Below are 20,869 nucleotides of genomic sequence, written 5' to 3' on the forward strand. Positions count from 1 at the left end.
GGATGGAAGGGCCGGGGATGGGGGCTGATTTTGCACGGAGAAACGGCCCCCGGCTCGGACGGCATGGCAGCGGGGAGGCTGTTGCATTTTTGTTATGCGTGGAATGAAAAACGGCGACCCCTGGGAGGGGCCGCCGTCTAGCTGACAGGGTAAGGCTCAGGCCTGACGCTTGCTGTCGCCGAGGAAGAACAGAGCCAGCGAGCTGGTGATCAGGAAGGCCGGATATTCCCAGCCGCCGCCTTCGTTGGAGAACATCCAGCCATGGGCGCCGTGCACCAGCACGATGGTGCCGAGCAGCAGCGGAACCAGCGCCAGCGCTACCCAGCGAGCGAAGAAGCCGGACAACAGCAGCAGGCCGCCGCCGACTTCGGCCAGGATGGACAGGTAGCCGACAAAACCGGGTAGGCCCAGGCTGGCGAAGTAGCCGGCGGTGCCGGCCGGGGTGAACACCAGCAGCTTGAGCAAGCCGTGGGACAGATACATCAGGCCCAGCGACAGACGCAGGATCAGGGGGCCGAGGGCGGGGTTTTGGAAACGGTTCATGGTGGGACTCCAAACAAATTTGCGATGGAGTGCATTTGACCATGTGGTGGAAATTCAATAAATCCGCTATTAATAAAAATATTGTTTACCAATAGGAAATTATCATGGACCGCTTTTCGGAGATACGCGCCTTCGTCTGCGTGGCGGAGCTGGGCAGTTTCGCCGCCGCCGCCGAGCGGCTGGAGTTGTCGCGGGCGATGGTGACCAAGCTGGTATCCAGCCTGGAAGGGCGGCTGGGCGTGCGGCTGATGCATCGCACCACGCGGCGCTTGTCGCTGACCGAGGCGGGCGAGACCTATCTGGGGCAGGCTGGCGGCCTGTTGGCCGAGCTTGACGATCTGGACGCGCGTTTATCGCACGGCGCCAGCAGCCCGGTGGGGCGTTTGCGGGTGTCGGCGCCGGTGTCTTTCGGCATGCGCTACCTGGGACGGGTGGTGGCCGGCTTTCATCAGCAGTATCCGCAGATCGAGGTGGAACTGAACCTGAACGACCGACGCGTGGACCTGGTGGAGGAGGGCTTCGATCTGGGGCTGCGGGTGTCGAATCTGTCCGACTCTTCCCTGGTGGCGCGCCGGTTGGCGCGGATACGCGACCTGGTCGTCGCCGCGCCCAGTTATCTGCAGCGCTGCGGCACGCCGGCGACGCCGGCGGAACTGGCCGAGCATCAATGCCTGCTGTACGCGCTGACCACGCAGCCCAATCTGTGGGATTTCACCGCGCCGGACGGCAGCAGCGGCCGAGTCAAGGTCAAGGGCATGCTGCGCGCCAATAATGGCGACATCCTGACCGACGCGGCCATCCACGGCATGGGGGTGATCCTGCAGCCGCGCTTTCTGCTGGAGCAGGCCTTGGCCGAGGGCACGCTGGTGCCGCTGCTTGGCGATTACGACTGGCATTGCCTGGATTTGTCGGCGGTCTATCCGGCGCGGCGGCATGTGCCGGGCAAGGTCAGGGCCTTTGTCGATTATCTGCAGCAGTTTTTCCAATAGCAAACGGCGTCTGAGGCTTGGCAGGCATCGGACGCCGTTGATCTAAGAACCTGTTTACGATCTGCTGCGCGTCAGCGATACGGCGTTGAAAACAAGATCAAAATGCTCATGTACCACGCGTACATTCCGCTTTTTCTCTCGTGTTCGCCTTGTCTCGCTCTTGCTCGCGAGACTTTGAACAGGCTCTTAGCGGATCTGGTGCAGGTTTATTCGTGCATCGCCAGGAAGCCCTTGAGCCGGCTTTCGATGATGCGCGGGTTTTCGCCGTTGGCGATGGAAACCAGGCCCTCCACCACCAGCTCTTTCAAGGCGACTTCTGAAGCGACCAGGTGCTTGAGCTTGCTGGCGATGGGCAGGAACAGCAAGTTGGCAGAGCCTACGCCGTAGACGGTGGCGACGAAGGCCACGGCGATGCCGGCGCCCAGCTTGGACGGGTCGGACAGGTTTTCCATCACGTGGATCAGGCCCAGCACCGCGCCCAGAATGCCCATGGTCGGCGCGTAGCCGCCGGCGGATTCCCAGATCCGCGCCGCCTGCTTGCGCGCGTGCTCGAACATGGAGATTTCCACGTCCATCACCGAGCGCAGCGTGTCCGGCTCGGCGCCATCCACCAGCATTTGCAGCGCCTTCTTGATGAAGGGATCCTTCTGCAGATTGATATAGCCTTCCAGCGCCAGCAGGCCGCCCTTGCGCGCGGTCTGGCTCCAGTTGATGATTTCGCGGATCATTTTGTCGTGGTCCAGCGCCGGCGGCTGGAAAATCCATTTCAGCATGCGCACGCCGGCGACGAACTGCTTGGGCGTGCTTTGCAGCATCACCGCGCTGACAGTGCCGCCGATGACGATCATGAAGGCGGTCAGCTGCATCAGGGAACCGATGTTGCCCCCCTCCAGCGCCTGGCCGGCGAGGATGGCGGTCAAACCCATCAGAATGGCTACAATGCTTATCTTGTCCACACGAAGTTCCGGTTTTTAGTGTTATGCCGCGTCAGGGCGCGGAGCGTCAGAGCCAGTCCTTGATGCGCGCGCGCAGCCGGGCGATGGCCTGGCTATGCAATTGGCTGACTCGCGATTCGGACACGCCGAGCACCGCGCCGATTTCCTTCAGATTCAATTCCTGCTCGTAATAGAGCGCCATCACCAATTGATCGCGCTCCGGCAGCAGCTTGATGCCATCTATCAGCGCCTGGCGGAAACCGCCGTCGGCCAGCGCGGCGAACGGGTCCGGCGAGTCGTCGTCGGCGACATTGGCCACCGCGTCGGGCAGTGAGTCGCCGTCATCGTTGGAAAAGTCCTCGAAATGCAGCAGGGTCATGCCGCGGCAATCGCCCAGCATGTCCTGATACTGTTCCAGCTCCAGCCCCATGTGGGTGGCGATTTCCGATTCCAGCGGCGAGCGGCCCAACTGGTGTTCCAGCTGCCGCACCGCGTCCTCGATCTGGCGCGAATGGCGGCGCGCCTGGCGCGGCATCCAGTCTTCGCGGCGCAGCTCGTCCAGCATCGCGCCGCGCACGCGCTGGCTGGCGAAGGTTTCGAACATCACGCCCTGGGCCGGGTCGAACTGGCGCGCGGCCTCTATCAGGCCGATGACGCCGACTTGGATCAGATCGTCGATGTCGACCGAGGCCGGCAGCCGGGCGATCATCATGCCGGCCAGCTTCTTGACCAGCGGCGCGTAGGCCTCCACGTCGATCTCGACGGGGGCCGCGGCGGCGGCGTAGCCGGTTCGGCGATAGGACGGCAAGCTCATAAAGATTTGACTCCATCCGCCTCGGCCCAGTCGCGCGAGGCGGCAATCAACAAGTCCATGAATCCGGTGCCCGCGCGCGGCGTTTCCTGGGTATCCCATTGCGGCAGCACCGCGGCCAGCTGCGAGAACGCCATCGCGGCCTCGCTGTCCGGAAAGGCCTCCATCAACGGGCGGCGCAAGGTCTGGCTACGGCGCAGCGCATTGTCCATCGGCACGAAACCCACCCAGCGCAGCGCCACCGACAGGAACTCCCCGGTGGCCGCCGACAGCCGGGTGAACAGCTCGCGCGCTTCTTCCAGATGGCGGGCGCGGTTGATCAGCACATTGAAGCGCTGGCGGCCATAAGCGCCGGACAGCCTCTTGATATTAGCGTAGGCCGTGGTCAGCGACTCCGCCGCCGGCGTGAGCACTAATACCAAATTGTCGGCCACGCTGGCCGGCACCGGGTCGTGGGCCGGATTGGGCGCGTCCACCAGCAACACCGAGGCGTCGCGCTCCAGCGCGGCGAATTCGCTGCCCAGGCGCAGCCACAGCTGGGCGGAGAACAGCGCGCGCTCTTCCGGGCGCGCATAGAGATTGATCAACTGAATGCCCTGGCGCGAACTCACCATCATCTCGTCCAGTCCGCCCAGGGTCAGCACCTGGCTTTCCAGCGTGGCGGTGGTGGGCACGCCCAGGCGGCGCGCCTGCACCTGGCCCTGGGTGCAGTCCACCAGCAGCGGGCGCTGGCCGGCGTAGGCCAGGCCCAGCGCCAGCTCGGTGGCCAGGGTGCTGGCGCCGGAGCCGGAGGAGCCGATGAAGGCGAAGCTGGGAGCGCGCGAGGAACGGGCGCTGAGCAGGCGGAGGCTGGCGGCTTGATCCTGCATCGCGGCTACAACCATCCGGCCTGGGCCGCGTTCATGATCGGCAGTTCGTCGGCCTGGAGCGTGAAGGGGGAATTTTGCTGCTGCGAGCGCATCGCGCGGTCCACCAGGAAGCCGGCGTGGGCGGCGTGCAGGTCTTCCGGCACGCGCTGACCATTGGTGATGTAGAACAGGCGCAGCCGGTTGCGGATGATTACGTCCAGGCTGGGCCCCATCGTCACCGATTCGTCTATCTTGGACAGCACGCAGCCGGTGAGGCCGTCGCCGCGGTAGCGGCGCACCACGTCTTCCAGCGTCTGGCCGTCGGCGTTGGAGGCCAACAGTAGCAGGCGCTCGATCGGCCGGCCGGCGGTGCGGAACATTTCGATCTGCGCCAGCACGCGGGCGTCGCGCTGGCCCATGCCCACGGTGTCGATGAACACGATGTGGCGGTTGGACAGGTCGGCCAGCGTCAGTTGCAGATCGCCCTCGTTCTGGATAGAGAACACCGGGATGCCGAGAATCTTGCCGTAGATGCGCAATTGGTCCTGGGCGCCGATCCGGTAGCTGTCGGTGGTGATCAGCGCCACGTGCTGAGCGCCGAAGCGCATGGTGGCGCGCGCGGCCAGCTTGGCCACGGTGGTGGTCTTGCCGACGCCGGTGGGGCCGACCAGCGCGTAGATGCCGCCGCGGTCCATGATTTCCTTGTCGGAATCCGCGCATTTCAGATTGTGCATCAGCGCCGAGCGCGCCCACTTGACCGCGACCTCGGCCTCGTACTGGGCCGGCATCTTTTCGATCAGCTGGCGGATCAGCTGGGCGGAAAAGCCCATCGCCAGCAGGTGCTTGAACAGTTCGAGACGGTTGGGCGCCTTGCCTTCCATGTCGGACCAGGCGAAGCTGGCCAGCTGGCTTTGCAGCAGGCTGCGCAGCAGCTTGATCTCGTCGCCTATCTGCTTGAGTTCCTGCGACATCACCTCGGGCTCTTCGCCATTGGCGGGACTCAATATCGGCGCGGGTGCAGGAGCCGGCGCGGGCCGGGCCGCGGCGCGCGGCGCGGCTGGCTGAGGCGCGGGCTGGGCGTAGGGCTGAGGCGCCGCGCGAGGGATGGGCTGGGGTTCCGGCGCGAAGGCCGGCTCGATGCGCTGGCGCGGCGGCGGCGCCCGGGGCTCGATGCGCGGCGGCGGCGGGCTGTCCAGCGGTTCCACCGGCATCGCGTAGGTGCGGGCGATCGCGCGGTTGACGGCGGCGCCGGTTGGAGTGGGCAGCGGCGACGGCGCGCGGTTCACCACCGGCGGCGCGTTGCGCGGCGGATGCTTGCTGGAGGAGGTGGCGAGATTGGTGGCGAGGTTGGCGACGTCGGCGTCGGCCACCGCCATGATTTCCACCCCGCCGCCCATGGTGGGGCGGTTGGACAAAATCAGGGCGTCCGCGCCCAGTTCTTCTCGAACTTGTCTGAGCGCGTCACGCGTGGTTTTGCCGAAAAACTTTTTCACCACCATGTTCGATTAGCCCTTGCTTCCCCCAATTACAGCAATTATACGAATTGATTTATTGTCCGGTATCTCATTATGAGAAATAACACGCAGCTGCGGCAGCGCCCGGCGCAGGAAGCGCGCCAGCAATGGCCGCAAGCCCGGCGCGGTCAAGAGTACCGGATTGTACCCTTGAATTTCCACTTGTTCGGTTTCCTGAGCGGCGCTGGCCAGCAGATTTTCCGCCAGGCCCGGTTCCAGGCCGCCGCCGGTCTTGGATTGCACCGCCTGCATCAGCACATTTTCCAATGTCGGCTCCAGGGTCATCAAGGGTAATTCTTGCTCGCCGGGGAATAATTGCTGGACGATGACGCGGGACAGCGCGGTGCGCACGATATTGGTCAGCTCGTCTATGTCCTGGGTGGTGGCGACGTGATCGGCCAGCGTTTCCAGTATGGTGCGGAAATCGCGGATGTGGATGCCTTCGGTCAGCAATTGCTGCAGCACTTTTTGCAGCGTGCCTATCGGCACCACCTTGGGCACCAGGTCTTCGATCAGCTTCGGCGATTCCTTGGCCTGGTGATCGATCAGCGCCTGCACTTCCTCGCGGCCCAGCAGTTCCGCCGCGTGGGTTTGCAGCAGATTGGAAATATGGGTGGCCACCACGGTGCTGGAGTCGACCACGGTATAGCCCAGGCTCTGCGCTTCCTCGCGCTTGCCGGCGTCTATCCAGATCGCCGGCAGGCCGAAGGCCGGGTCGGTGGTGGGGGTGCCGGCCAGTTCGCCATTGACCCGCCCCGGGTTGATGGCCAGGTATTGGCCGATGAAGGCCTCGCCGGTGCCCAGCTCCACGCCCTTGAGCAGGATGCGGTAGGCATTGGGCTTGATTTCCAGGTTGTCGCGGATATGGACCGGCGGCACCAGAAAGCCCAATTCCTGGGCGATTTTCTTGCGGATGCCGCGGATGCGGCGCAGCAGTTCGCCGTCCTGGCTGCGGTCCACCAGCGGGATCAGGCGGTAACCCACTTCCATGCCCAATTGGTCCACGTGCTGCACATCGTTCCAGCTGACTTCGGCGGCCGCGTGCTCCGGCGGCGGCGCAGCCTGTTGTTGCTGTTCCACCTGTTCCGCCTCGGCCTTCTGGCGTTTCTCCATGATGCGGCCGAGCAGGCCCAGGCTGCCGGCGATCAGCAGGAAGGAGAAGTGCGGCATATTGGGGATCAGGCCGACCATGCCTATCACCGCGGCGGTGATGTACAGCACTTGCGGCTTGGTGAACATCTGGCCGAGGAATTGCTCGGACATGTCCTTGTCGGTGCCCACGCGCGACACCACGATGCCGGCGGCGGTGGAGATGATCAGCGCCGGGATCTGAGCCACCAGGCCGTCGCCTATGGTCAGCAGGGTGTAGGTCTTGGCGGCTACGCCGGCGTCCAGATCGTGCTGCACCATGCCGACGATCAGGCCGCCGACGATGTTGATCACGATGATCAGGATGCCGGCCATGGCGTCGCCGCGCACGAACTTGGAGGCACCGTCCATCGCGCCGAAGAAGTTGGCTTCCTCGGCGATGGTGGAGCGGCGCAGGCGCGCTTCGTCCTCGCCGATCAGGCCGGCGTTGAGGTCGGCGTCGATCGCCATCTGTTTACCGGGCATCGCGTCCAGCGTGAAGCGGGCGCTCACTTCGGCGATGCGGCCGGCGCCCTTGGTGATCACCACGAAGTTGATGATGGTGATGATGACGAACACCACGATGCCGATGGCGACGTTGTCGCCGATCAGGAAGTGGGCGAAGGATTCGATCACCTTGCCGGCGGCGTCCGGGCCGGAGTGGCCCTCCAGCAGGATCACCCGGCTGGAGGCGACGTTCAGCGACAGCCGCAGCAGGGTGGTCACCAGCAGCACGGTGGGGAAGGCGGAAAAGTCCAGCGGCTTGCGCACATTGATCCCCACCAGCAGCACGATCACCGAGACCGCGATGTTGAAGGTGAAGAAGATGTCCAGCAGCACCGGCGGCAACGGCAACACCATCATCGCCAGGATCAGGATGATGAGGATGGGGCCGGCCAGCTGGGTGACTTTGAAGCGCTTCAGTAGTTCGAGTATGGAGTCCATGCTGGGTTTATGGCTCAAGCCGGCCGAGTGCGTGCATCGGCCTTGTCATTATGGTGGCGTCGCATCTTGCTGGCGTTTGCTTTGCGGGTCAAGCTCGGCTGGCACCTCCAGCTGGTCCGGGAACACCGGCGCCAGGCCACCGTTCTCCTGATAGGTCTTGAGCTGGAACACATAGGCCAGCACTTGGGCGGCGGCGGAGTAGAGCTTGGCCGGGATATCGTCGCCGAGTTCGGCGTGGAAGTACAGCGCGCGGGCGAAGCTGGGCGAGCGCATCACGATGACGCGGTGTTCCTTGCCGGTGTCGATGATCTTTTCCGCCAGCTTCAGCGAGCCCTTGGCCACCACCTGCGGCGCGCGCATGCCGTCCTGGTACTTGATCGCCACCGCGTAGTGAGTCGGGTTGGTGACGATGACGTTGGCGCTGGGAATCTCCTGCATCATGCGCTTGCGCGCGGCTTCGCGCTGCATCTGGCGGATGCGGCCCTTGACCTCGGGCGAGCCCTCGGCTTCCTTGTATTCCTGCTTGATCTCTTCCTTGGTCATGCGCAGCTTCTTGTGATAGCTCCACAGCTGGAAGGGCACGTCTATCGCCACCAGCAGAATCATCGCCGAGGTCACCACGAAGAAGGTGGAGATGATCATATCGGTCATCTTGGCGATGCCGACGGGCAGCGGCATCGAGATCAGGCCGATGATTTCCGCGCGCTCGCGCCAGATGAACCAGGTGGCGATGCCGCCGATCAGCACGCTTTTGAGAATGGCCTTCAAGGCCTCGGTGGCGGCGTTGACCGAGAACATGCGCTTGACGCCGGGAAGGGGATTGAGCTTGCTGAACTTGGGCTCTATCGCCTTGAAGGTGAGGTTCCAGCCGCCCACCAGCATGGGTACGAACAGCGCCACCAGCGCCAGGCCGGCCAATAGCGGCGCCAGGCTCCACAAGGCGTTGAAAATGGTTTCCTTGAAGCGGATCAGCGCCGGCTCGGCGTCGCGCACCGTGGTCTGGTCGAAAGTGAGCAGCACGCGCATGGTCTGCGCCAGATTGGTGGCGATGTGGCCGCCCTGGGCCATCAGCAGCGCCACGCCGGCCATGGTGATGGCGAAGGTGGTCAGCTCGCGCGAGCGCGGGATATTGCCGTCTTCGCGGGCGAGCCCCAGTCGTTTCGCGGTGGCGGGTTCGGTGCGTTCGAGGTCGGAATCTTCAGCCATGTCCGGTGTTTCATGCTTCTGTCTTGATTTTAAAAAGAATGGTAGCCGAAGCGGCGGGGCCGGGCCAGCTTTTCCGGGGCGGGGTCAAGTCGGGTACAATGGCCGGCATCAAAGATGGAATGAACACTATGCGACAGTATCTCGAGCTGATGCGCCATGTGCAGGAACATGGCCACGACAAGTCCGACCGCACCGGCACCGGCACCCGTTCGGTATTCGGCCACCAGATGCGTTTCGACCTGCAACAGGGTTTTCCGCTGGTGACCACCAAGAAATGCCACCTGCGTTCCATCATCCATGAATTGCTGTGGTTCCTGTCCGGCGACACCAATATCCGCTACCTGAAGGAGAACGGCGTGTCGATCTGGGACGACTGGGCCGACGAAAACGGCGATCTGGGACCGGTCTACGGTTATCAATGGCGCAGCTGGCCGGCGCCGGACGGCCGTCATATCGATCAGATCGCCAATGTGGTGGCGATGATCAAGAACAATCCGGATTCGCGCCGTCTGATCGTATCGGCCTGGAACCCGGCGCTGGTGGACGAGATGGCGCTGCCGCCCTGCCACAGCCTGTTCCAGTTCTACGTGGCCGACGGCAAGCTGTCCTGCCAGCTCTATCAGCGTTCCGCCGATATCTTCCTGGGCGTGCCGTTCAATATCGCCAGCTACGCCTTGCTGACCATGATGGTGGCCCAGGTGTGCGGGTTGCAAGCGGGCGATTTCGTGCACACGCTGGGTGACGCGCATCTGTACAGCAACCACCTGGAGCAGGCCGAGCTGCAGCTGTCGCGCGAGCCGCGGCCATTGCCGACGATGAGGATCAATCCGCAGGTCAAGGACATCTTCGGCTTCAAGTTCGAGGATTTCGAACTGGAAGGCTATGATCCGCATCCGCACATCAAAGCGGCGGTGGCGGTATGACGGCGGCCGGGAAGCCGCGCTTGACCCTGGTGGCGGCGATGGCGGCCCAGCGGGTGATAGGAATAGACAACCGCCTGCCCTGGCATTTGCCGGAGGATCTCAAGCATTTCAAGGCGGTGACGCTGGGCAAGCCGGTGATCATGGGCCGCAAGACCTGGGACTCGATAGGCCGGCCCTTGCCGGGCCGCCGCAACATCGTGGTGACGCGCCAGGCGGATTGGCGCGCCGACGGCGCCGAGGCCGCGCATTCGCTGGAGCAGGCGCTGGCGCTGGCCGGCGCGGTGGAGGAGGTGTGCCTGATCGGCGGCGCCGAGCTGTACCGCCAGGCGATCGCCAGCGCCGATTGCCTGCGCCTGACCGAGATCGCCGGCGAGTATCCGGGCGATGCGCATTTCCCCGAGGTGTCCGCCGAGCTCTGGCGCGAGGACAGCCGCGAAGCGCACATCAGCGCCGACGGTCTGGCTTACGCCTTCGTCGATTATCTGCGGCGCTGAGCCGGATCGGCAAAGCAAAAAGCCCGCGGCGACGCGGGCTTTGGCATTTGGGCTTGGCTACATGCGCGCTATCATCGCGTCGCCGAAGGCGGAACAGCTGATCTCGCTGGCGCCGTCCATCAAGCGGGCGAAGTCATAAGTCACCTGCTTGTCGGCGATGGCGGCTTCCATCGCCTTGATCACCAGATCGGCGGCCTCTTTCCAGCCCAGGTGGCGCAACATCATCTCGGCGGACAGAATCAGCGAGCCCGGGTTGACCTTGTCCTGGCCGGCGTATTTGGGCGCGGTGCCGTGGGTGGCCTCGAACACCGCGTATTGGTCCGAAATATTGGCGCCCGGCGCGATGCCGATGCCGCCGACCTGGGCGGCCAGCGCGTCGGAAATATAGTCGCCGTTCAGGTTCAGCGTCGCCACTACATCGTATTCCGCCGGACGCAGCAGGATCTGCTGCAGGAAGGCGTCGGCGATGGCGTCCTTGACCACGATGTCGCGGCCGGTCTTGGGGTTCTTGAACGCGCACCACGGGCCGCCGTCGATCGGCGTCGCGCCGAACTCCTCCTTGGCCAAGGCATAGGCCCAGTCGCGGAAGCCGCCCTCGGTGTACTTCATGATGTTGCCCTTGTGCACGATGGTCACGCTCTTGCGCTCATTGTCTATCGCGTACTGGATGGCGGCGCGCACCAAGCGTTCGGTTCCGTCCTTGGACACCGGCTTGATGCCTATGCCCGAGCTGTCCGGAAAGCGGATTTTCTTCACGCCCATCTCATCCCGCAGGAAGGCGATCACCTTCTTGGCGGCGTCGGAGCCGGCCTGCCATTCGATGCCGGCGTAGATGTCCTCGGTATTCTCGCGGAAGATCACCATATCGGTCAGTTCCGGCTGTTTCAGCGGCGAGGGCACGCCCTTGAAATAGCGCACCGGCCGCACGCATTGATAGAGGTCCAGCTCCTGGCGCAGCGCCACGTTCAGCGAACGGATGCCGCCGCCCACCGGTGTGGTCATCGGGCCCTTGATCGATACCGAGTACGCTTTCAGCGCGGCCAGGGTCTCCTGGGGCAGCCATTCGTCCGGCCCGTAGAAGCGGGTGGATTTTTCGCCGGCGTACACTTCCATCCAGTGAATTTTCTTCGCGCCGGCATAGGCCTTGGCCACCGCGGCGTCTATCACCTTGATCATCACCGGGGTGATGTCCACGCCTATGCCGTCGCCTTCGATGAAAGGAATGATCGGGTGGTCGGGCGCCGGCCGGCCGGGGATGATCTTCTCGCCGTTAGCCGGAACCTCGATATGGGTGACGCTCATGCTTTCTCTCCTGAGGGTGGGGTGCGCAACGGCACGCCGCTGGGCAGGCTCGCATTTTGATTATCTATGAAAAATCATGAAAAGCTTGCCACCTGCGTCGCTGACACACGGCGCAAAAAAAAAACGCCAAGACCTATGTCTTGGCGTTTTGTCGGGCGGGAAGTTCCCGCCGGGAGCGGAGGCTTAGCCGAGCACGGCGGCCAGCGCGGCGTTGAAGCTGGTGCTGGGACGCATCACCGCGCCGCACTTGGCGGCATCGGGATGGTAGTAGCCGCCGATGTCGGCCGGCTTGCCTTGCACGGCCTTGAGTTCGGTCAGGATCCGCTGCTCGCTGTCGGCCAGGCTCTTGGCGAGCGGGGCGAAACGGGCTTGCAGTGCCTTGTCCTCGGACTGGGCCGCCAGCGCCTGCGCCCAGAACAGGGTCAGGTAGAACTGGCTGCCGCGGTTGTCCAGCTCGCCGGTGCGGCGCGACGGGGATTTGTTCTCGTCCAGCAGCTTGCCGGTGGCGAGATCCAGCGTCTTGGCCAGCACCTTGGCCTGCTCATTGCCGGTCTTGATGCCCAGTTCTTCCAGCGACACCGCCAGCGCCAGGAACTCGCCCAGCGAATCCCAGCGCAGGTGGTTTTCTTCCAGCAGCTGCTGCACGTGCTTGGGCGCGGAGCCGCCGGCGCCGGTTTCGTACATGCCGCCGCCGGCCATCAGCGGCACGATGGACAGCATCTTGGCCGAGGTGCCCAGTTCCATGATGGGGAACAGATCGGTCAGGTAGTCGCGCAGGATGTTGCCGGTCACCGAGATGGTGTCCAGGCCGCGCGCCACGCGTTCCAGGGTGTAACGCATCGCGCGCACCTGGGACATGATGTGGATTTCCAGGCCATTGGTGTCGTGATCCTTCAGGTAGGCGTGCACCTTCTTGATCAGCTCGTTCTCGTGCGGGCGGTACGGGTCCAGCCAGAACACCGCCGGCATGCCGGAGTTGCGGGCGCGGGTAACGGCCAGCTTGACCCAGTCGCGGATAGGCGCGTCCTTCACCTGGCACATGCGCCAGATATCGCCTTGCTCGACGTTCTGCGTCAGCAGCACTTCGCCGCTGGCGAGGTCGACGATGTTGGCGACGCCATCTTCCTGGATTTCATAGGTCTTGTCGTGGGAACCGTATTCCTCTGCCTTCTGCGCCATCAGGCCGACGTTGGGCACGGTGCCCATGGTCTTGGGATCGAAGTTGCCGTGCCATTTGCAGAAGTTGATCATCTCCTGGTAAATGCGGGCGAAAGTGGATTCCGGCATTACCGCCTTGGCGTCGTAAGGCTTGCCGTCGGCGCCCCACATCTTGCCGCCGGCGCGTATCATCGCCGGCATCGAGGCATCGACGATCACGTCATTGGGCGAGTGGAAGTTGGTGATGCCCTTGGCCGAATCCACCATCGCCAGACGCGGGCGATGCTCCTGGCAGGCGTGCAGATCGCGGATGATCTCTTCACGCTTGGATGCCGGCAGGGTCTCGATCTTCTCGTACAGGGTGGCCATGCCGTTGTTGACGTTGACGCCCAGTTCCTCGAACAGCTTGCCGTGCTTCTCGAACGCTTCCTTGTAGTAGATCTTGACGCAGTGGCCGAACACGATGGGGTGGGACACCTTCATCATGGTGGCTTTGACGTGCAAGGAGAACAGGATGCCCGCTTCGCGGCAGTCTTCCATCTCGCGCTCGTAGAATTCGCACAGCGCTTTCTTGCTCATGAACATGGAGTCGATGATCTCGCCGGCCTGCAGCGCGACCTTGGGCTTGAGCACGATGGTCTGGCCGCTCTTGGTGGTCAGCTCCATCTTCACGTCGCGGGCCTTGTCCAGCGTGATCGACTTTTCGCCGTGGTAGAAGTCGCCATGGTGCATGTGGGAAACATGGGTTTGCGACCATTGCTTCCATTCGCCCATCGAATGCGGGTGCTTCTTGGCGTAGTTCTTCACCGCCAGCGGCGCGCGGCGGTCGGAGTTGCCCTCGCGCAGCACCGGGTTCACCGCCGAGCCCAGGCAGCGGGCGTAGCGGTCCTTGATCGCCTTGTCGGCGTCGGAGGCCGGGTTTTCCGGATAGTCCGGCAGCGCATAGCCCTTGGCCTGCAGTTCCTTGACGCAGGCGATCAGCTGGGCCACCGAGGCGCTGATATTGGGCAGCTTGATGATGTTGGTGTCGGGGTGCTGGGTCAGCTTGCCCAGCTCCGCCAGGGTATTCGGCACTTTCTGTTCGTCAGCCAGATAGTCGGGAAACTCGGCCAGGACGCGGGCCGCCAGCGAAATGTCCGCGGTGGCGACCTTGATGCCGGCGGAGCCGGCGAAGGCCTGGACGACAGGCAGGAAGGCGCTGGTAGCCAGCGCCGGCGCTTCGTCGGTCAGGGTGTAAATGATGCTGGGCTGTTCCGAAGGCATTACTCTATCTCCATAGTTATCTTGTGACGACAGAACGGTTGCGCGAGGCGCTGCCGGCGCATTGAAAGAGCTTGGAAAGGCGGGCGCGGGGTCCAGGCGACGCGGCCTGAGCGCGATCCGGCGACTCTCGGGCAATTTTCAAAAGCGAATTATACCTCTGTGCGGGCGCTTGGCTCGCAGCGCATGTGAACTTTTATGCGTTATAACTGCTTGGGGTCTGTTCGAATGTGAATTATAAATAGCGAGAGCGCCCATGCGTCGGCAATCTGTGGCTACTTTGCGGCCGGCTCTTGCTATCATTCGGCTCATTCATTCATTCATTCATTGTCGCTGTTTCCGCCATGTCCCGACTCATTCTGCTCAACAAGCCCTACGGTGTCATCTGTCAGTTTTCCGAGCACCCCTCGCATCCAACGCTCAAGTCCTGCGTGCCCTTGCCCGGCGTGTATCCGGCTGGCCGGCTGGACACCGACAGCGAAGGGCTGCTGCTGTTGACCGGAGACGGTGAGCTGCAGCACCGCATCGCCAATCCGCGCTGGAAACTGCCCAAGACCTATTGGGTGCAGGTGGAGGGCCAGATCCGCGAGGAACAGCTGGAACAACTGCGCCGTGGCGTGGATCTGGGCGATTTCACCACTCAGCCGGCGCAGGTGCGGCGCATCGACGCCCCCGATCTGTGGGAACGCAAGCCGCCGGTGCGTTTTCGCAAGACGGTGCCGGATGGCTGGCTGGAGATCGTCATCAGCGAGGGCAAGAACCGCCAGGTGCGGCGCATGACCGCCAAGGTGGGCCTGCCGACCTTGCGCTTGGTGCGGGCGGCGATAGGCCCGTGGGCGCTGGACGGTTTGCAGCCGGGAGACATGCGCGAGCTGGAGGTGGATCTTGCGGATTTGCCGCGGCTGCCCCATGCTCAGCGCATCGCCAAGCCGGGCGCGCAGCCGCGCGGCGGCGGCTTCCGGCGCGGAGGCCCGCGCAAGCCTTGAACCGGCGCCGGGCCGCGACGCGGCGGTTCCACATCGACGAGGCGGGCGCATGCAGATCCCCGAGTCCTACAATCCGGTGGCGCGCGATATCGCGCAGGCGCTGGTGGATGGTTTCGACAAGCATTACCGGCGCTTTCGCGACTGCAACCGCGGCGCCAAGGCCTTGTTCGAGGCCGGCGACTGGCAGGGCGTGCAGCAGGCGGTGCGCGACCGTATCCAGTTCTACGACCAGCGGGTGGCGGAAACGGTGGCGCGGCTGCATGGCGAGTTTCACGCCGAGCTGCTGGACGACGAGATCTGGCAGCAAGCCAAGCTCTACTTCATCGGCCTGCTGATCAGGCACAAGCAGCCGGAGTGCGCGGAAACCTTTTTCAACTCGGTGTTCACCCGCATCCTGCACCGCGATTATTTCAACAACGATTTCATCTTCATCCGCCCGGCGATTTCCACCGAGTACATAGAGTCGGACCCTCCGTCCTATCGCAGCTATTATCCGGCGCGCGACGGCCTGCGGGCGGTGCTACGGCGCATGGTCGAGGACTTCGGCTGGCAGCGACCCTTCACCCGGCTGCGCCGTGATATCGCATTGTCGCTGCGTCAGGCGCTGGCGTTGCTGGAGGGCCGCTGGCCGCGGCAGGAGGCCAATTACCAAGTTCAGGTGCTGTCGTCGCCGTTCTACCGCAATAAGTCCGCCTATGTGCTGGGCAAGGTGATCAATGGCGGCGCGCAGTACCCATTCGCGGTCCCGGTGCTGCACGACGCGCTGGGTGGCTTGTGTCTGGACACCTTGCTGCTGGAGCCATGGCGCATAGGCATGCTGTTTTCCTTCAGCCGCGCTTATTTCCTGGTGGACATGGAAGTGCCGTCCGGCTATGTGCAATTCCTGCGCGGCATGCTGCCGGGCAAGAGCAAGGCCGAGCTCTACACCATGCTGGGTTTGCAGAAGCAGGGCAAGAACACCTTTTATCGCGACTTCATCCAGCATCTGCAGCATTCCAACGACAGTTTCGTCATCGCGCCCGGCATCCGCGGCCTGGTGATGCTGGTGTTCACGCTGCCGTCCTATCCCTATGTGTTCAAGCTGATCAAGGATGAGTTCGGTGGCGCCAAGGAGGCGGACCGCGCGACGGTGAAGGCCAAGTATCAGTTGGTGAAGCGTCATGATAGGGTGGGGCGGCTGGCGGACACGCTGGAATTTTCCAATGTGGCGTTTCCCAAGGCGCGCTTCACCGAGGAGCTGCTGCGGGAGCTGCGCGCGCAGGCGCCGTCGCTGCTGGAGGAGGGGGCGGAGCAATTGGTGATCAAGCATCTGTATATCGAGCGGCGCTTGAAACCGTTGAATCTCTACCTGATGAGCGCCGAGCCGGCGGAAAAGGCGCGGGTGGTGCGCGACTACGGACTGGCGATCAAGGAACTGGCGGCGGCGAATATCTTTCCCGGCGACATGCTGTTCAAGAACTTCGGGGTGACGCGCTACGGCCGGGTCATCTTCTACGATTACGACGAGATCGAATACCTGAGCGATTGCCGCTTCCGCCGGATTCCGGAGGCGCCGTATCCGGAAATGGAGATGTCGGGCGAGGTCTGGTATCCGGTGGCGCGCAATGATGTGTTTCCGGAAGAGTTCGGCGCCTTCCTGTTGGGTGACGCCGAGGTCAGGCAGACGTTTCTGCGCCACCATCAGGATTTGCTGAGCCCGGTGTTCTGGCAGCAGCGCCAGCGCCGCATCGGCGCCGGCCACATCGAGGATTTCTATCCCTACCCGGAGGAGATGCGCTTCATCAACGCCTATCCGCGTTTTTATCGGCGGGAGCGGGCGCTTTGCCCGCAGCGGGATTGACGCAAGAAAAACGGGGAAGCGTTTGCTTCCCCGTCTGGGTGTTGAATGCGCGCGGGCGCGGCGTCTAGGCGCGGTGGCTGTCCTCGAAGTAGGCGATGGGCCCGGCGCTGGTTAAGCCAATGTGGAAGGTCGAGCTTTCCGGGAAGGTCTCGCCTATGCTTTCCGCGGCGCGCACGATCTCGTACAGCACTTCCACTTCCTTGAATTTACGGGTGATATTGTCATTGCCCTGCAACCAGGTCCGGATTTCCTCGGCATGCGGGTGGTTGTTTTCCAAGGCCAGCTGGCAGGCCGGCGTGCTGATCAGGCTGATCGCCGGCGGCATGCTGATGTCCAGCTGCTGCAATTGTTGGCTCGCCATGGCGGCGAAGCTGGACAATTCAAGGTTGGCCCGCTCACGGATGGAGGAAAGGGCAATGCTTCCATCGTCCGTAACCTGACTGAACAGCTGGACCAGGCCCGGGGCGGTGGCAGTGTTTTCAAGCGACATTGTTGTTGCTCCTGTCTCGGATGTTACCTTCTAGTAATATAGGAAACGTCCCCGGGTCTGGCCTGGTCAATTGGCCAGTTTCTTTAATTCATAGAGTAAAGCCTGAGCTTCCCGTGGCGAGAGATCGTCTAGATCGACCTCCAGAAGGCGTTCGACCGCCGGATTCGGTTCTGGTTCCACAGATGCCGTAGCAGGTAAACTGACAAATAGATCTGGCTGCACGCGGCTGGCGGAGTGGTTCTCCAATTCGGTCAAATAGCGGCGCGCTTCACGGATCACTTTGCCGGGCACGCCGGCCAGTTGCGCCACCGCCAGACCGTAGCTCTGGCTGGCCGGGCCTTCTTCCACATGATGCAGGAACACGATGCGATCCTTGTGCTCCACCGCGCTGAGGTGGACGTTGGCGACGCTGGGGTAATCGCCTGCCAGGCTGGTCAACTCGAAGTAATGAGTGGCGAACAGCGTGTAGGCGCGGCTTTTTTCTATCAGCGCCTTGGCGATGGCCCAGGCCAGCGCCAGGCCGTCGAAGGTGGAGGTGCCGCGGCCCACTTCGTCCATCAGCACCAGCGATTGCTCGGTGGCGTTGTTGAGGATGTTGGCGGTTTCGGTCATTTCCACCATGAAGGTGGAACGGCCGCCGGCCAGGTCGTCGGAAGCGCCGATGCGGGTGAAGATGCGGTCGATCTGGCCGATCACCGCGCGCTGAGCCGGCACGAAGCTGCCGATGTGGGCCATCAGCGTGATCAAGGCGTTCTGGCGCATATAGGTGGATTTACCGCCCATGTTCGGGCCGGTGATCAGCAGCAGCTTGCGCGCGTCGGACAATTTGGTGTCGTTGGCGATGAAGCGCTCCACCTCGGCCTCCACCACCGGGTGGCGGCCTTCGATGATTTCCAGCCGGGTGTCGGCGACGAACTCCGGCTCCACGTAGTTGTTGACGCTGGCGCGCTCGGCGAAGGAGGACAGCACGTCCAGCCCGGCCACCGCCTGGGCGATCAGCTTCAGGTCCGGGATGTGCGGCGCCAGCTGATCCAGCAGGTCTTCGTATAGCTGTTTTTCCAGCGCCAGCGCGCGATCCTGCGCCGACAGCGCCTTGTCCTCGAATTCCTTCAGTTCCGGCGTGATGTAGCGCTCTGCGTTTTTCAAGGTCTGGCGGCGACGGTAGTCGTCCGGCACCTTGTCGCCTTGGGCCTTGGTGACTTCGATGTAGAAGCCGTGCACGCGGTTGAATTCCACTTTCAGCGTCGGGATGCCGGTGCGTTCCTTTTCGCGCGCTTCCAGCGCCAGCAGGAAGGCGCCGCAGTCGGTCTGGATCGCGCGCAATTCGTCCAGCGTGGCGTTGAGGCCGTGGTTGATCACGCCGCCGTCGCGCAGGAAGGTGGAGGGCTCGGGCAGGATGGCCTGACTGAGCATGGTTTCCACCGGGGAATCGTCCGGCAGCAGGCGCGCCAGTTCGCCCAGCAGTTCGGCGTCCAGGCTGGCGGCCAGCCGCTTGACGCCGGTCAGCGCCTTCAGCGAATCGCGCAGCGCGGCCAGGTCGCGCGGGCGGGCGCTGCGCAGCGCGATGCGGGCGGTGATGCGTTCGATGTCCGCCACTTCGCTCAGTTGGGCGTGGGCGTCGTCATAGGCCGGCAGCAGGGCGCGCACCGCTTCCAGCCGGCGCGCCAGCTTGCCGTGGCTGCGGATGGGGTGATGCAGCCAATGGCGCAGCAGGCGGCTGCCCATGCTGGTGGCGCAGCCGTCCAGCAGCGAGGCCAGGGTCGGCGACGGTTCGCCGCGTATGGTTTCGGTCAGTTCCAGGTTGCGGCGGGTGGCGCCGTCCATGCGGATCAGCTCGCCGGCGTCTTCCACCGCCAGATTGGCGATGTGGGCCGGGTTCACGCTCTGGGTGGTCTTGACGTATTCCAGCAGCGCGCCGGCGGCGCCCACCGCCACCGGCAGGGTGTCGGCGCCGAAGCCGGCCAGGTCGCGGGTGCCGAAGTGCCGGGTCAGCGTCATCTGCGCCGATTCGATATCGAACTGCCACGGCGGCAGTTTTTTCTTGGGCGTGGCCACGGTCTCGAATACATTGAGGCCGGTGTCGTCCGGGATCACCAACTCGGCCGGCTTCAAGCGTTCCAGCTCGCTGTGCAGGTCGTCCACCCGGGTCTGCAATACTTTGAATTCGCCGCTGGCGAGCGACAGCCAGGCCAAGCCCAGCACGCCCTTGACCATGTTCACCGCCATCACCAGATTGTCGCGCTTGTCGTCCAGCAGCGCGGCATCGGTCAGGGTGCCGGGGGTGACGATGCGCACCACCTTGCGTTCCACCGGGCCCTTGGACAGCGCCGGATCGCCTATCTGTTCGGCGATGGCGACGGATTCGCCCATCTTGACCAGGCGCGCCAGATAGCCTTCGGCGGCATGATAGGGCACGCCGGCCATCTTGATCGGGTTGCCGCCGCTGGCGCCGCGGGTGGTCAGGGTGATGTCGAGCAAGCGCGCCGCCTTCTCCGCGTCCTCATAGAACAGTTCGTAGAAGTCCCCCATGCGGTAGAACACAAGCTTGTCGGCGTGTTCGCGTTTGATGGCCAGGTATTGCTGCATCATCGGGGTGTGCTGTGGCGTGCTCATCGGCTAAGGGCTCTTATGTTTTCAATAGACAACAGGATGCCGTGGCAGCTGCCCGCGCATCAAGGCAGCGTGGGCGCCAGGGCATCCCTGATTAATGTTTGGCCCCGCGCGAGGCGGGGTTTTGGAGAGTCGGCGCTATTTTAACGCAGGCCGCCAGCGGCGTCAGCCGCGCTGGCCGAGCTAGTGGTGATGCGGTTTGCATGGAGTGCCATCTTGTCAAGCGCCCAGCTCAACGATGGTTGTGATTGACTTGGTTTCATTGCGAATTTATGATTTATATCAAAGTTTCAGAAATTCCTGAAAATTGAGAATGTCATGAATATACCGCCTCTCGTTCAGTCCTTCGTGCTGCATTTCGGTGAAATGGGCAGCCGCTGGGGCATCAATCGCACTGTCGGCCAGATCTATGCGCTGCTATATGTATCGGAGAAGCCGCTGAACGCGGATGAAATCGCCGAGAGCCTGAGCTTTTCACGCTCCAATGTCAGCATGGGGCTGAAGGAGCTGGAGTCCTGGCGCCTGGTCCGGCTGCAGCACTTCCCTGGCGATCGCCGCGAATATTTCTCCACGCCCGATGATGTGTGGGCCATCTTCAAGACCTTGGCCGAGGAGCGCAAGAAACGCGAGGTGGAGCCGACGCTGACCATGTTGCGCGGCGCCATCATGGAAGCGCCGGCCAGCGAGGCCGAGCGCCATGCCCAGGCGCGGATGAAGGAGATGTACCAGCTGATCGAGTTGGTCACCACCTGGTTCTCCGATATCCAGCACATGGACGTGGAGACTTTGCAGCGCCTGATGAAAATGGGGTCGCAGGTGCAGAAAATCCTGCAATTCACCCACTCGCTTTCGAAACTGACCAGTCGCGACGGCGACAGGGAGTAGCC

General features: G+C 63.4%; 16 protein-coding genes and 1 pseudogene. 6 read left to right on the top strand and 11 right to left on the bottom strand.

Annotated elements, in window-relative coordinates:
- Positions 1–156: 156 nt before the first annotated feature.
- Positions 157–543 carry a DoxX family protein gene (locus tag VI26_RS21185; RefSeq protein WP_048411759.1) on the bottom strand — a complete coding sequence of 129 codons (387 nt, stop codon included), beginning with the start codon at positions 541–543 and terminating at the stop codon, positions 157–159.
- Between the two features lie 104 nt (positions 544–647).
- Here VI26_RS21185 and VI26_RS21190 point away from each other — a divergent pair, with 104 nt between their 5' ends.
- Complete coding sequence (locus VI26_RS21190) at positions 648–1,532, top strand: LysR family transcriptional regulator (protein WP_048411760.1); 885 nt, start codon at positions 648–650, stop codon at positions 1,530–1,532.
- Between the two features lie 206 nt (positions 1,533–1,738).
- Here the strand turns inward: VI26_RS21190 and VI26_RS21195 are convergent, their stop codons facing one another.
- Genes VI26_RS21195 through flhB form a run of 6 tightly spaced genes read right to left on the bottom strand, consistent with a single transcriptional unit; the run spans position 1,739 to position 8,919 of the window.
- Positions 1,739–2,488 (bottom strand): flagellar motor protein, encoded by a 750-nt coding sequence (locus VI26_RS21195; RefSeq protein WP_048411761.1) that lies wholly within the window; start codon positions 2,486–2,488, stop codon positions 1,739–1,741.
- Positions 2,489–2,534: 46 nt separating this feature from the next.
- Positions 2,535–3,281, bottom strand: coding sequence for an RNA polymerase sigma factor FliA (locus tag VI26_RS21200; protein WP_048411762.1), 747 nt, complete (start codon positions 3,279–3,281; stop codon positions 2,535–2,537).
- A complete protein-coding gene (locus VI26_RS21205; protein ID WP_048411763.1) occupies positions 3,278–4,147 on the bottom strand; it encodes a flagellar synthesis regulator FleN in 870 nt (289 codons plus the stop codon). Before VI26_RS21205 ends, VI26_RS21200 begins: the two co-directional genes overlap by 4 nt.
- 5 nt (positions 4,148–4,152) lie before the next feature.
- Positions 4,153–5,625 carry a flagellar biosynthesis protein FlhF gene (flhF, locus tag VI26_RS21210; RefSeq protein ID WP_048411764.1) on the bottom strand — a complete coding sequence of 491 codons (1,473 nt, stop codon included), beginning with the start codon at positions 5,623–5,625 and terminating at the stop codon, positions 4,153–4,155.
- A 6-nt stretch (positions 5,626–5,631) separates the two neighbouring features.
- On the bottom strand, positions 5,632–7,713 hold the full coding sequence (gene flhA, locus VI26_RS21215) for a flagellar biosynthesis protein FlhA (protein WP_048411765.1): 2,082 nt from the start codon (positions 7,711–7,713) through the stop codon (positions 5,632–5,634).
- A gap of 48 nt (positions 7,714–7,761) precedes the next feature.
- Entirely contained in the window at positions 7,762–8,919 is a 1,158-nt protein-coding gene (gene flhB, locus VI26_RS21220; protein ID WP_048411766.1) for a flagellar biosynthesis protein FlhB, read from the bottom strand.
- Positions 8,920–9,047: 128 nt separating this feature from the next.
- On the opposite strand from flhB, the gene VI26_RS21225 reads away from it, so the two are divergent.
- On the top strand, positions 9,048–9,842 hold the full coding sequence (locus tag VI26_RS21225; protein ID WP_048411785.1) for a thymidylate synthase: 795 nt from the start codon (positions 9,048–9,050) through the stop codon (positions 9,840–9,842).
- The gene (locus VI26_RS21230; protein ID WP_048411767.1) at positions 9,839–10,336 is read left to right on the top strand and encodes a dihydrofolate reductase; all 498 of its coding nucleotides are present in this window, start codon (positions 9,839–9,841) and stop codon (positions 10,334–10,336) included. The genes VI26_RS21225 and VI26_RS21230 overlap by 4 nt, the downstream gene beginning before the upstream one ends.
- A gap of 57 nt (positions 10,337–10,393) precedes the next feature.
- Here VI26_RS21230 and icd read toward each other — a convergent pair whose 3' ends face one another.
- Complete coding sequence (icd, locus tag VI26_RS21235) at positions 10,394–11,638, bottom strand: NADP-dependent isocitrate dehydrogenase (RefSeq protein WP_048411768.1); 1,245 nt, start codon at positions 11,636–11,638, stop codon at positions 10,394–10,396.
- Between the two features lie 183 nt (positions 11,639–11,821).
- Positions 11,822–14,059, bottom strand: coding sequence for an NADP-dependent isocitrate dehydrogenase (locus tag VI26_RS21240; RefSeq protein ID WP_048411769.1), 2,238 nt, complete (start codon positions 14,057–14,059; stop codon positions 11,822–11,824).
- A 341-nt stretch (positions 14,060–14,400) separates the two neighbouring features.
- On the opposite strand from VI26_RS21240, the pseudogene VI26_RS21245 reads away from it, so the two are divergent.
- Together VI26_RS21245 and aceK are read left to right on the top strand one after the other, a co-directional pair.
- A pseudogene (locus VI26_RS21245) lies at positions 14,401–14,919 on the top strand (pseudouridine synthase); the annotation flags it as partial.
- A 172-nt stretch (positions 14,920–15,091) separates the two neighbouring features.
- Positions 15,092–16,882, top strand: a complete 1,791-nt coding sequence (gene aceK / locus VI26_RS21250) for a bifunctional isocitrate dehydrogenase kinase/phosphatase (RefSeq protein WP_048411771.1) — start codon at positions 15,092–15,094, stop codon at positions 16,880–16,882.
- Between the two features lie 64 nt (positions 16,883–16,946).
- On the opposite strand, the gene VI26_RS21255 is transcribed toward aceK, so the two are convergent.
- Positions 16,947–17,372, bottom strand: a complete 426-nt coding sequence (locus VI26_RS21255; protein ID WP_048411772.1) for a hypothetical protein — start codon at positions 17,370–17,372, stop codon at positions 16,947–16,949.
- Between the two features lie 66 nt (positions 17,373–17,438).
- Positions 17,439–19,985 carry a DNA mismatch repair protein MutS gene (mutS, locus tag VI26_RS21260; RefSeq protein WP_048411773.1) on the bottom strand — a complete coding sequence of 849 codons (2,547 nt, stop codon included), beginning with the start codon at positions 19,983–19,985 and terminating at the stop codon, positions 17,439–17,441.
- Between the two features lie 315 nt (positions 19,986–20,300).
- Here mutS and VI26_RS21265 point away from each other — a divergent pair, with 315 nt between their 5' ends.
- Positions 20,301–20,867: a GbsR/MarR family transcriptional regulator gene (locus tag VI26_RS21265; RefSeq protein WP_048411774.1), complete on the top strand. Its 567-nt coding sequence runs from the start codon at positions 20,301–20,303 to the stop codon at positions 20,865–20,867.
- Positions 20,868–20,869 lie beyond the last annotated feature (2 nt).

Origin of the sequence: Chromobacterium sp. LK1 (assembly GCF_001043555.1) — a bacterium.
GTDB classification, from domain to species: domain Bacteria; phylum Pseudomonadota; class Gammaproteobacteria; order Burkholderiales; family Chromobacteriaceae; genus Chromobacterium; species Chromobacterium aquaticum.